The 12,385-nt window shown below is 34.4% G+C and carries 10 protein-coding genes; 6 read left to right on the top strand and 4 right to left on the bottom strand.

All coding sequences use genetic code 11. The annotated features are described in order from the left end of the window. Positions 1 to 379 precede the first annotated feature (379 nt). The 3 genes from gcvT to EM308_RS13845 all read left to right on the top strand — a co-directional run bounded on the left by gcvT (position 380) and on the right by EM308_RS13845 (position 4,449). Complete coding sequence (gene gcvT / locus EM308_RS13835) at positions 380 to 1,468, top strand: glycine cleavage system aminomethyltransferase GcvT (protein WP_035636541.1); 1,089 nt, start codon at positions 380 to 382, stop codon at positions 1,466 to 1,468. A 132-nt stretch (positions 1,469 to 1,600) separates the two neighbouring features. Next, the gene (locus EM308_RS13840) at positions 1,601 to 3,637 is read left to right on the top strand and encodes a S41 family peptidase (RefSeq protein ID WP_035636538.1); all 2,037 of its coding nucleotides are present in this window, start codon (positions 1,601 to 1,603) and stop codon (positions 3,635 to 3,637) included. 101 nt (positions 3,638 to 3,738) lie between these two features. Beyond that, the gene (locus EM308_RS13845) at positions 3,739 to 4,449 is read left to right on the top strand and encodes a YebC/PmpR family DNA-binding transcriptional regulator (RefSeq protein ID WP_035636535.1); all 711 of its coding nucleotides are present in this window, start codon (positions 3,739 to 3,741) and stop codon (positions 4,447 to 4,449) included. Positions 4,450 to 4,524: 75 nt separating this feature from the next. Here the strand turns inward: EM308_RS13845 and EM308_RS13850 are convergent, their stop codons facing one another. The 3 genes from EM308_RS13850 to EM308_RS13860 form a co-directional block, all read right to left on the bottom strand. Beyond that, entirely contained in the window at positions 4,525 to 5,478 is a 954-nt protein-coding gene (locus tag EM308_RS13850) for a LamG domain-containing protein (RefSeq protein WP_035636534.1), read from the bottom strand. 217 nt (positions 5,479 to 5,695) lie between these two features. Continuing rightward, positions 5,696 to 6,736: a PLP-dependent cysteine synthase family protein gene (locus EM308_RS13855; RefSeq protein ID WP_035636532.1), complete on the bottom strand. Its 1,041-nt coding sequence runs from the start codon at positions 6,734 to 6,736 to the stop codon at positions 5,696 to 5,698. A gap of 73 nt (positions 6,737 to 6,809) precedes the next feature. Continuing rightward, positions 6,810 to 8,870, bottom strand: coding sequence for a S9 family peptidase (locus tag EM308_RS13860; protein ID WP_035636528.1), 2,061 nt, complete (start codon positions 8,868 to 8,870; stop codon positions 6,810 to 6,812). Positions 8,871 to 9,009: 139 nt separating this feature from the next. On the opposite strand from EM308_RS13860, the gene EM308_RS13865 reads away from it, so the two are divergent. Beyond that, a complete protein-coding gene (locus tag EM308_RS13865) occupies positions 9,010 to 9,330 on the top strand; it encodes a YbaB/EbfC family nucleoid-associated protein (RefSeq protein WP_035636526.1) in 321 nt (106 codons plus the stop codon). 69 nt (positions 9,331 to 9,399) lie between these two features. Further along, entirely contained in the window at positions 9,400 to 9,861 is a 462-nt protein-coding gene (locus EM308_RS13870; RefSeq protein WP_035636524.1) for a GNAT family N-acetyltransferase, read from the top strand. Positions 9,862 to 9,954: 93 nt separating this feature from the next. Here the strand turns inward: EM308_RS13870 and EM308_RS13875 are convergent, their stop codons facing one another. After that, entirely contained in the window at positions 9,955 to 10,980 is a 1,026-nt protein-coding gene (locus EM308_RS13875; RefSeq protein ID WP_035636522.1) for a threonine aldolase family protein, read from the bottom strand. A gap of 238 nt (positions 10,981 to 11,218) precedes the next feature. Here EM308_RS13875 and prfB point away from each other — a divergent pair. Then, positions 11,219 to 12,317, top strand: a protein-coding gene (gene prfB, locus EM308_RS13880; RefSeq protein ID WP_156101339.1) for a peptide chain release factor 2 whose coding sequence is annotated in 2 segments (ribosomal slippage) — positions 11,219 to 11,281 and positions 11,283 to 12,317 — 1,098 coding nt in all. Because the reading frame shifts where the segments join, the coding sequence is not laid out codon by codon here. Positions 12,318 to 12,385 lie beyond the last annotated feature (68 nt).

Genomic DNA, 12,385 nt, shown 5'->3' on the forward strand with positions numbered 1-12,385 from the left:
AAATAAATTATAGAATATAATATTCATTATTATACTATTTTAAAATACTTTACCGAAAGTATAAATTTAAATAAAAACCCAAATACAACCCAAATATAACTCCTTAACAATCAAATATTAAATAAATACTTTATATAAAATAATTTAAATATTTTGTTTTAAACAATATAAAATAAAATTTTTATCATTTTTTAATCAAAAACTAATTGATACAGACCTTATGAATGATATAACTAAAGTGCCAAGTTTACCTATTATCGATTAATAATAATGCTTTGCAGAGAAGTATTCTTTTGAAATGAATTTCAGCGTTTATAAGGTTTGTCAAGCCAAATAAAAGCTATAAATTAGCACCTTAAATATTTATAATTAAGAACAAATGAAAAATACTGCTTTAACGCACTTACATGAGGGTTTGGGAGCAAAAATGCTACCGTTTGCTGGATACAATATGCCTATTACTTACGAAGGCGTAAATGCAGAACACGAAACGGTTCGGAATGCAGTAGGTGTTTTTGATGTGTCTCACATGGGTGAATTTTTTCTTTCTGGTCCAAATGCTTTGGCTTTGATTCAAAAAATAACTTCGAACGATGCTTCAACTTTGACAATCGGGAGAGCCCAATATTCTTGTTTACCAAATAATGAAGGCGGAATTGTAGATGATTTAATCATTTATAAAATGAAAGAAGAAGAATATTTACTGGTTGTAAATGCTTCAAATATCGAAAAAGACTGGAATTGGATTTCGGCACACAATGATTTAGGTGTTGAAATGAAAAACCTGTCTGATGACTATTCTTTACTTGCCATTCAAGGACCAAAAGCTGTTGAAGCAATGCAGTCATTATCATCTATAGATTTATCAGCGATTGCATATTATCATTTTGAAGTTGCAGATTTTGCCGGTTTTCCTAATGTAATAATCTCTGCAACAGGTTACACAGGTTCTGGAGGATTTGAAATTTACTGCAAAAATTCTGACGCAGAAGCTATTTGGAATAAAGTATTTGAAGCTGGAGCTTCTTTTGGAATAAAACCTATAGGTTTGGCAGCAAGAGACACTTTGCGTCTCGAAATGGGATTCTGCTTATACGGCAATGACATTAATGATACAACTTCTCCTCTTGAAGCAGGATTAGGGTGGATTACCAAATTCAACAAGGAATTTACCAATTCGACTAGCCTGAAAAAGCAAAAAGAAGAAGGAGTAAGCAAAAAATTAGTGGCTTTTGAAATGCAGGAAAGAGCTGTACCAAGACACGACTACGAAATTGTTGACGGTTCGGGGGCAGTAATTGGAATTGTGACCTCTGGAACTATGTCGCCTTCTATGAATAAAGGAATTGGGCTGGGCTATGTAACAACTGCAAACAGCACAATAGATAGCGATATTTATATCCGAATCAGAAAAAATGATGTTCCTGCCAAAGTGGTAAAACTTCCTTTTTACAAAAAAAGTTTCTAAGATTAAAGTTCCCAAAACCCTAAGAATAAAACCTACTAATTTTTCTAAGGAAATAATAACCTAGAAAGAAATATATTTTTTAACTTAGAGTAACAGAGTCTTAGTAACTAATTAAGAAAATAAGAAGTTTATATGAAAAAAATTACACTTGTGTTTCTGTTTTCAGCATTACCACTATTTGCACAAAATAGCGATGCAAGCTGTGATGTTTTACTCAAAATAAACAATTTACTTCAAAGAGAGCATTTTAGTCCAAAACCGATAAACGACAGTTTATCGGTTTATCTTTTCGATGAACTAATGAATAAACTAGATCCCTCTAGAATTATTTTCCTAAAATCACAAGTGGATACGCTTTCTAAAAAATACCGTCTTAACCTAGACGATCTCATTTTAAGAAAAAATTGTTTTTTTATCACAGATATAAAAAGTGAATACCGAAAATCATTATTGAGAAACAAATCTATATTTGAAAAACTCAATCACGAAACAATCAATTTCAAGATAAAAGACACTATTCGATTCAAGCAAAACGACACTGAATTCACGCTGAAAGAAAACAATGTCGAGAAAGCAATGAATAAAAAAGTGCGATTTGAAATATTGAGTGAGATAGCTGAAAGAAGTAAAAATTTAGACTCTTTAAAACTCAATTTTGATTCAATGAGTCTGGAATCCAAAAAGAACATTATCAATAATGAACTCTGTAAAATCAATTTTCTGCTTTCAGATGAAAAATCATTTGAGGATAATATTTTCAATATTTTTTGCGGGTATTTTGACCCACATACCAATTATTTCAGCAACGATACCAAATCGAGTTTTGTTTCGACTTTATCCAAAGAAAAACTATCATTGGGATTAGACGTAAGTCTTAATGAAAAAAACGAAATTATCGTAGAAGAAATCGACCCCAACGGTCCTGCTTTCAAAACAGGAAAAATCAAAAAAGGAGATCAAATCATTGCGGTATCCAACCAAAAGGAGACTTTGGAAGTTTCCTGTTCCTCACTTGAATCGATAGCAATTTTAATGTCTTCTGAATTAAATACAAACATAACCCTGACAATCAAACGAAACTCAGGAAAAAGTTTCAATGTTAGTATCGAAAAGCAGGTTTTAAAAGATGAAGAAAACACAGTATATAGCTTTATAGTTGACAAAGAAATCAAAGTTGGGTATATCAAAATACCCAGTTTCTATTCCAATTTTGAAGACGGAAACAACAAAGGCTGTGCTCAGGATGTTGCCAAAGAAACCATCAAATTAATGAAAGACAACATAAAAGGACTGGTTTTGGATTTGACAGACAACGGTGGCGGTTCTATGGAAGAAGCTGTAAAATTGGCTGGTTTATTTATTGATAGCGGCCCAATATCTATAGTTGCCGATAATAAAAGACAATTATCAGTAATAAACGACCCGTACAGAGGCGTTATTTACAAAGGGCCAATTGTCATTATAATCAACGGAAATTCTGCCTCAGCAAGTGAATTTTGCGCTTCAATCATGCAGGATTACAATAGAGCACTTTTGATAGGTAGCACTTCTCTGGGAAAAGCGACAATGCAAACTATTGTACCTCTTGAAAAAGATGATGAAGAGCATTTTGTAAAACTGACAATAAGTAAATTTTACAGAATCACAGGAAAAAGCCATCAATCGACAGGGGTTATTCCCGATGTTCAGATTCCTACCATTTATCAGGATGTGAATCAAAAAGAAAGTGATTTCCCTACAGCTTTAAAAAATGAAAGTCTAAATACCCAAATTCGATTCACACCATATGTAAGCAATGAATTTATTGAATCTCTTGCTCAAAAAAGTAGAGAAAGAGTGGCGCAAAGTCCTTTTTTTAATTCCATTATTGCACTCAATACAAAAATTGACACCATCTTAAAGAAATCAAAATTCGAAATCCCAATGACATTGGATGACGTTTTTGCGAATCAAACCAAAATCAATGATTTATCAGAAGAAATCAATAATTTCAAAGAAGATGATTTAAACTTAAACGTTTCCAATTCAGAGTACAACAAAACTTTGCTAACAATGTTTCCTTCGCTTATCGAGTACAACAAAATACAACTTGACAACTTAAAATCTAATCATTATCTAAATGAAGCTATATCCATAATAGCAGATTACAAAGTATTGAAACAAAAATAAAATAAATTAATTACGAACTATTTTTTGCAAAAGATTTTTTCCATAGACTTTTGGAAAAATAAGGAATAGCTGTATTTTTGCAGCACTAAAAACAATAAGAAATGGGAAGAGCATTTGAGTTTCGAAAAGGTAGAAAAATGAAACGTTGGTCGGCAATGGCCAAAGCATTTACCAGAATTGGTAAAGATATTGTTATGGCGGTAAAAGAAGGTGGGCCAAATCCTGATGCCAATTCAAGATTAAGAGCTGTAATTCAGAATGCCAAGGCTGCCAATATGCCTAAAGAAAATGTTGAACGCGCCATAAAAAAAGCAACAGAAAAAGACACCGCAAACTATAAAGAAGTATTATTTGAAGGTTATGCTCCTCACGGAATTGCCCTTTTGATTGAGACTGCTACAGACAATAACAACAGAACGGTTGCAAACGTTAGAAGTTATTTCAACAAATGCAATGGAACGATGGGAACTCAGGGTTCTGTAGAATTCATGTTTGACCACACTTGCAATTTCAGAATTCCAAAAGGCGGTATTGACCCGGAAGAATTAGAATTGGAACTAATTGATTTTGGTGCCGAGGAAGTTTTTGAAGACGAAGACGGAATTTTAATTTATGCTCCTTTTGGTAGTTTTGGAACAATTCAAAAAGAACTGGAAAGCAGAAAAATTGAGATATTATCTTCTGGTTTTGAAAGAATCCCACAAATCACAAAAAAATTATCCGAAGCCGAAGTGGCCGATGTAGAAAAATTGATTGAAAAACTTGAAGAAGATGATGACGTTATGAACGTTTATCACACAATGGAAGAGTAATTCTATTGATTAAAAAACATATACAACACAAAAAAGGGATGATTTTTCATCCCTTTTTCTTTACAATTTAATCTACTAATTTGCTGTTAGCTTTTGATTCATACTACCATTCTGTGAATTGGTAACTTTCAGCATATAAGTCCCTTCAGGCAAATTACTAATATCAATTTTATTCTTGTCAGTTCTATAAACCTTCAATCCTTTTTCTGAATAGATTTCAGATGTTTTAACCGGCAATGTTTCCTCAGGAACAGACAAAACAACATCTGATTTTTCGATGCCTGTTTTAGTCGTTTTGGCAGTAGTTGTCAAAACCACCTTTTTTTCAGTTGCATTTGCGACAGCAATACTATCATAGTTACTATTCTGCATTAAACTATTTGCATATAATCTTGCAACTTCATCAGTAGTCAGAGCAATATCAAATATTTTTAAATCATCTATATCTGCATCAATACTAACATTTGAACCTATTTTACCCATCCAAAATGCTGACGAAAAAGTATTTTTTTTAGGGCCTAATGATGATTTTATCAGTTCCCCATTTTTGTAAATTTTGGAGACAAGTCCGTCATAAGTAACAATATAGTTATACCAAACATCAGAGGCTATAGCTGTCGTCACAATAACGTCGTTTGTAGGCCCCCAACCAGCAAGATTCAAATCTGATTTTGAGTTGGTCGTACTTTGTTGCAACAAACCAAAATATTGCGCGTTAAGTGTATTCCCATACCCCCAAATATAATTAGCCTTCGTAACATCTTTATATTTAACCCAAACAGAAACTGTCCTAGCAGCATTAGAAACTGGGAGATTAGGAATAGTTGTCTCTAAAACAGTGCTACAAACGTGTATTGCACCATTGGCAACTCCTGCTCTATCTTTAACATAATAAACCGTACCCGAAAAGGCAACGTCTTTTTTTACATTATTAAGTGAACCGTTAAAATTAAATTCTTGTATTGGTGTTTGGGCATTTGCAGAAATTAAAAACGCAAACAACAATGTAGAGAGGAAAATTTTTTTCATAAGCTGTAGGTTTTAAATTTTTCGTAATAAAGAATAAAACAACAAATCTTATTGCTATATTAAAGTTACAACTACTTAATTATAAGAACCAACATATTTCGTTGAAGCGCACAAATAGTCGTTTAATCAACTCAAAGCAAACAACTTACAAACTGAGACCTAAATAAAAAAGCTGTCTAAAAAAGACAGCCTTACTTGTATTCGACAAAAAGTATTTTTATTTTATAAATTCAATCTTTTGAGCCTCTTCTTCATTAATACTATCAAAGAAACCTTGATCATTCATCCAATCATCACTAAACACTTTACTCATATATCGAGAACCATGATCCGGGAAAATAGCAACAACATTACTATTTTCGTCAAATTCTCCTTCTTCTGCATATTGTTTAATTGCCTGCATTACAGCTCCAGAAGTATATCCTACAAACAAACCTTCTTTTCGGGTTACTTCTCTTGCAGAATGAGCACTTTCTTCGTCAGAAACTTTCATGAACTTGTCAATAATATCAAAATCAGTTGCCGAAGGAATCAGATTTTTCCCTAAACCTTCAATTCTATATGGATAAATTTCATCAGTATCAAACTCTTTGGTTTCATGATATTTTTTCAAAACCGAACCAAAAGCGTCTACTCCAAGAATTTTAACGTTAGGATTTTGCTCTTTTAAGTATTTTGCTGTCCCAGAAATAGTCCCTCCGGTTCCGCTACAAGCGACAAGATGAGTAATTTTCCCACTGGTTTGTTTCCAAATTTCGGGTCCTGTCGACATATAATGAGCATCAATATTCAACTGATTAAAATACTGATTAATATAAACCGATCCTTTTGTTTCTTCATGAAGGCGTTTTGCCACATTATAATAAGATCGATCGTCATCTGCAGAAACGTGAGCAGGACAAACATAAACCTTTGCCCCCAAACTTCTTAACATATCAATCTTATCTTTTGAAGATTTTGAACTTACAGCCAGAATACAATTATATCCTTTTATGATACTAACCATTGCCAAACTAAAACCGGTATTTCCTGATGTAGTTTCGATTATGGTGTCTCCTGGCGACAAAATTCCTTTCTTTTCTGCTTCTTCAATAATGTATAAAGCAATTCTATCTTTCGAAGAATGACCCGGATTAAAGGACTCTACTTTAGCGTAAAAATTACCTTTTAAATTCTCGGTTATATTGTTTAGTTTAATAAGTGGAGTATTACCTATCAACTCTAAAACATTATTATAAGCATTTATTTCTTCTTTCATAAAAAAATAGTTTATCTGAGAGCATTTTTTTAATTCACCCCGATATGATGCAAATCTAACAAAAAAAATCTAATTAGATTTTAATTTTCTCCAAATCTAACAAAAAACTATACTCTTTTGCCAATTCCTTAACTGCTTCAAAGCGACCAGACGCTCCTCCATGACCGGCATCCATATTGGTATCGAGAAACAAGAGATTGTCATCTGTTTTCAAAGCCCTTAATTTCGCCACCCATTTAGCTGGTTCCCAATACTGTACCTGAGAATCATGCAGTCCTGTCGAAACATACATATTAGGATATTTCTGAGCAACTACATTATCGTATGGAGAATAAGACAACATATAGTCATAGTATTTTCTCACATTTGGATTGCCCCATTCATCATATTCACCTGTCGTAAGCGGAATACTATCGTCTAGCATTGTTGTAATAACATCTACAAAAGCTACTTGAGCGATGACTCCATTGTATAATTCTGGTGCAGTGTTAACAACAACTCCCATCAACAAACCGCCTGCAGAACCTCCTTCTGCATACAAATGTTGTGCCGAAGTATATTTTTCGGAAATTAAAAATTTGGAACAATCAATAAAATCGGTAAATGTGTTTTTCTTTTTCAAAAGCTTGCCATCTTCATACCATTGTCTTCCCAAATCCTCTCCACCTCGTATGTGGGCAATGGCAAAGATAAACCCACGATCCAACAATGTCAGTCTTGTAGTCGAGAAAGTCGCATCCATAGAATGACCGTAGGAACCATAAGCATATTGAAGCAAAGGATTCTTTCCATTTTTTTTCAAACCTTTTTTATACACCATAGAAATTGGGATTTTCACACCATCATCTGCGGTAGCCCAAACCCTTTCTTCGATGTAATTATCTTTATCAAATTTTCCACCCAAAACCTCTTGTTCTTTTTTAACTTCCTTAGTCTTGGTTCTCATATTGAAGTCTACAACCGATGAAGGTGTCCTCATGGATTGATAAGCAAAACGCAAAATTTCGGTATCAAAATCAACATTTGAAGTTGTATAAGCAGTGTAGGTCTCGCTTTCAAAAGGAAGATAATACTCCCCTTCTCCACTCCACGGCATGATTCGGATTTTATTCAAGCCATTTTCGCGTTCTTCAACAACCAAAAAGTCTTTAAAAATCTCAACATCCTCCAACAAAACATCCTTTCTGTGCGCAATAACCTCTGTCCAATTACTTTTAGAAGTAGCATTTACAGGCGTTTTCATCAGTTTAAAATTCTCAGCCTTGTCTTTATTGGTAATAATATAAAAACTATCCCCATAATGACTGATGCTATATTCCATGCCCCGAACTCTTTTCTGGAAAATCTTAAATTCTCCATCTGGATTATCGGCATCCAGAATTTGGTATTCTGTAGTCAAAGTACTGTCTGATTCGATAGCCAAATATTTTTGTGACTTGGATTTTGCAATTTCGACATTAAAAGTTTCGTCTTCTTCAAAATAAACTAATACGTCATCAGTTTGTTTTGACCCCAATTTATGCTTAAAAATTTTATGCGAACGCAAGGTAACATCGTCCTGATCCGAATAAAAAATGGTTTTATTGTCATTGGCCCAAACAGCGCTTCCGGTAACGTTTTCAATTTTATCTTCTAAAACTTCTTTGGTTTCCAGATTTTTTATCTGAATGGTATAAATTCTTCTTCCAACGATATCATAGCTGAAAAGTGCCAATTTATTATCAGGACTCACACTCAAAGCTCCCAATTGAAAATAAGGTTTCCCCTTGGCCATCTCGTTGCAGTCAAACAAGATTTCTTCGGGAGCCGAGAGACTTTCTTTTTTTCGGGAATAAATTGGGTAATCCTGCCCTTTTTCGTAACGGGTAATATAATAATAGCCATTGTACAAATAAGGAACTGATTGATCATCTTCCTTAATACGAGCTTTCATTTCTTCAAAAAGTGCAATTTGAAAATCTTTGGTATGTGCCGTTTTTTCTTGGTAATAGGTGTTTTCCTGATTCAGATAATCAATAACCTCGGGGTTTTCTCTGTCATTTAACCAAAAATAATTATCGATTCTGACTTCGCCAAATTTCTTTAATTTTTTAGGAATTATTTTGGCTACCGGGGCAGTATTTTTTTCTGGCATCGTGAGTAGGTCTTTTTTAAATTTAAAATGCAAAAATAACACAAAGCAATTTCAAATCGAATTCCTTTTTTATCTTATTTAACTTAATTAAAAATCAAATTCAGTAATTTTGTTTTTCAATAATTTAAAAATCACCAAAATGGATTTAATGGGAATGATGGGTAAACTTAGAGAAACCCAACAAAAAATCGAAGATACTAAAAAACGTTTAGACACCGTACTTGTAGACGAACAAAGCAACGACAATTTATTGAAAGTTACTTTGACCGCCAATTCCAAAATCAAGTCAATTGCAATCGATGATTCATTGCTGGAAGACAAGGAACAACTTGAAGATTATTTGATTTTGGTATTAAACAAAGCTATAGAAAAAGCCTCAAAAATAAACCAAGCCGAATTAGACGCTGTTGCCAAAATGGATATGCCAATGATTCCGGGAATGGATAATTTGTTTAAATAATTTTTGTTTCAGGTTTAAAGTTTTAATAGTAACCAACTTGAAACCTTAAACTTGAAACTTTTTCTTTTTATGAACCAACTAGTGTTAACTTTCAAAAAAGCAACCGAAGAAGATATTGAATTCCTACTTTGGCTTCGCAAAGAGACAATGGTTGAACATTATATAAATGCCGGAAGAGAAGTAAATGAAGAAAATCTTTTAAGCCGAATAAATTACCATTTTGAACACGCCAAAATAATTCTGCTAGAAAACGAAAAAATCGGACTCTTAAAAGTTGCCGAACAAGACAACGAAATTGAAGTCTTTCAAATACAAATAGCACCGAGCCATCAAAACAAAGGAATTGGAACCCAAATCATACAATCCATTCTCAAAGAAGCTTCAAAAAAGAAAATCCCAGTAAAACTGAATGTCCTAAAAGTAAACAAAGCCCAAACACTGTATCAGAATCTGGGCTTTGAAATATATGATGAAAATGAATTTTCGTATTTTATGCGAAAAATTGAAAAAATTGAAAAATCTAAAAGCTAAACCTTAGATCATTTAAACAAATTTCAAACTTTTAAACCACTTTAAACTCTTAAACAATTTAAACCTTTAAACAACCTTAAACTTACAAATCCTCTAAATAACTATTTTTTGCAAGGTTTCAAGAACATAAGTATGCATTACTTCTTTGTAATCCAGATGCGTTACAATTCTTAGTTTTCCGTGTCCCAAAGAGCTTATTAAAATATTTTTTTCTTTCAGTTTTTCGATAAGCAATTTTTCACTCAAACCTTCTCGAACCGAAAAAATCAAAATATTGGTTTCAACAGGTTCTATTTTACCAATCCAAGGCAATTTTGACAATAAACTGGCAATTTCTTTGGCTCTCCTGTGGTCATCAATTAATTTGGCAATATTATGATCTAAGGCAAAATTCCCCGCAGCCGCAAGATATCCCACCTGACGCATACCGCCACCCAATATTTTACGAACGCGCAATGCCCTGTGAATAGTTTCCTTATTCCCCAAAAGTACCGACCCGATTGGCGCTCCCAACCCTTTGGACAAACAAACCGAAATTGTATCAAACAAAACTCCAAATTCTCTCGGGTGCTGTTTTTTGGCCACAACAGCATTCCAAATTCTAGCACCATCCAAATGGAATTTTAAATTATTGGCATCACAAACAGCCTTTATTTTCTTCAATTCTTCCACATCATAACAAGCCCCGCCACCCTTATTTGTAGTGTTTTCGACACAAACCAAACTCGTTAACGGACTGTGGTAAAACTCCGGGTCATTTATAGCTCCGGCGACCTGCTCAGCCGTAATCATTCCGCGGTCACCATCGAGCAAACAACAAGAAACTCCGCTGTTGAACGAAACACCCCCTCCTTCATAATTATAAACATGGGCATATTTGTCGGCAATCAGTTGCTCTCCGGGCTGTGTATGCAGTTTAATCGCCGTTTGATTGGCCATAGTCCCCGACGGAAAAAAAAGTCCCGCTCCCATACCAAACATCGATGCCAATCTCGTCTCAAGCGCAATAACAGTCGGATCCTGTTTATACACATCGTCCCCCACTTGGGCATTAAACATGTATTGCAACATCTCCACCGATGGTTTGGTAATCGTATCGCTAATCAAATTTATTTCCATAATCTAAAAACTAAATCCTATTTTTGCACTTAAAACTAGAAAATTATTAGAAGCTAATCCTGCTATTCGTTATAATCTTTTTTCAAAACGTCTTTTTTTGTAAAAAAGAAAAAAGAGCTTCCGCTGGTCGCTTTTTTTCTTTAACAAAAAACAGCCCTTTTCAAAAAAAGGATTTCCACTGCTATCAGGGCTAAAACAGCCAATTCAATAATTTCAAACGCAAAATTACTATAAATTTATGACAACTACCGAACAAATAAAAGGTATTGTAGAACGCCTTGGTGCGTTGAGGAGGTATCTTTGACGTTGATGCCAAGCTTATCGAAATTGCCAACGAAGAAGAAAAAACCTTTGCTCCCAACTTTTGGAATAACGCAAAAGAAGCCGAAATTGTTGTAAAGAACCTTCGAGGAAAAAAGAAATGGATTGAAGACTACAACAAAGCTGTCGAAATGACAGACGAGTTGCAACTTGCCTATGATTTTTACAAAGAAGGAGAGCTAACCGTCGAAGAACTAGACGATCAGTACAACTTAACTCAAGCTCACATTGAAGCAATTGAATTCAAAAATATGCTTTCAGAAGAAGGCGATAGTTTGAGTGCTGTGCTTCAAATTACAGCTGGTGCCGGTGGTACCGAAAGTTGTGATTGGGCTTCGATGCTTATGCGAATGTACATGATGTGGGCCGAAAAAGAAGGCTACAAAATTCGGGAACTGAATTATCAGGAAGGCGATGTTGCAGGAATCAAAACGGTAACTCTTGAAATTGAAGGCGATTATTCTTTTGGATATCTAAAAGGCGAAAATGGCGTTCACCGATTGGTGCGTATTTCCCCTTTTGACAGTAATGCCAAAAGACATACTTCATTTGCCTCGGTTTACGTATATCCTTTGGTTGACGACACCATCGAAATTGAAATCAATCCTGCTGATATCGAAATCACAACGGCTCGTTCCAGTGGTGCGGGAGGTCAGAATGTGAACAAGGTAGAAACCAAAGTACAATTGGTTCACAAACCTACCGGAATTCAGATTCAATGTTCAGAAACTCGTTCGCAGCACGACAACAGAACCCGAGCCATGCAAATGTTGCGTTCTCAATTATATGAAATTGAGCTCAAAAAACAACAAGAGCAACGCAGTGATATTGAAGCCAATAAGATGAAAATCGAATGGGGATCTCAAATACGTAATTACGTAATGCAGCCTTATAAACTGGTAAAAGATGTAAGAACCGGACAAGAAACCAGCGATGTAGACAGCGTAATGAACGGAAATATTGACGGCTTCCTAAAAGCGTACCTGATGATGATGGGACAACGCGAGGAAGAATAATTTTCAGTTTGCAGACAGTTTACAGTCTAAGCTTAAATAGTAAACCCGACAAGTTTCAAAAAACTTGT

The sequence above is a fragment of the Flavobacterium gilvum genome (assembly GCF_001761465.1).
GTDB classification, from domain to species: domain Bacteria; phylum Bacteroidota; class Bacteroidia; order Flavobacteriales; family Flavobacteriaceae; genus Flavobacterium; species Flavobacterium gilvum.

Bases quoted from the DNA above. Each gene is read 5' to 3' on its own strand.
- gcvT (WP_035636541.1), top strand. From the start codon at position 380: ATGAAAAATACTGCTTTAACGCACTTACATGAGGGTTTGGGAGCAAAA.
- EM308_RS13840 (WP_035636538.1), top strand. From the start codon at position 1,601: ATGAAAAAAATTACACTTGTGTTTCTGTTTTCAGCATTACCACTATTT.
- EM308_RS13845 (WP_035636535.1), top strand. From the start codon at position 3,739: ATGGGAAGAGCATTTGAGTTTCGAAAAGGTAGAAAAATGAAACGTTGG.
- EM308_RS13850 (WP_035636534.1), bottom strand. From the start codon at position 5,478: ATGAAAAAAATTTTCCTCTCTACATTGTTGTTTGCGTTTTTAATTTCT.
- EM308_RS13855 (WP_035636532.1), bottom strand. From the start codon at position 6,736: ATGAAAGAAGAAATAAATGCTTATAATAATGTTTTAGAGTTGATAGGT.
- EM308_RS13860 (WP_035636528.1), bottom strand. From the start codon at position 8,870: ATGCCAGAAAAAAATACTGCCCCGGTAGCCAAAATAATTCCTAAAAAA.
- EM308_RS13865 (WP_035636526.1), top strand. From the start codon at position 9,010: ATGGATTTAATGGGAATGATGGGTAAACTTAGAGAAACCCAACAAAAA.
- EM308_RS13870 (WP_035636524.1), top strand. From the start codon at position 9,400: ATGAACCAACTAGTGTTAACTTTCAAAAAAGCAACCGAAGAAGATATT.
- EM308_RS13875 (WP_035636522.1), bottom strand. From the start codon at position 10,980: ATGGAAATAAATTTGATTAGCGATACGATTACCAAACCATCGGTGGAG.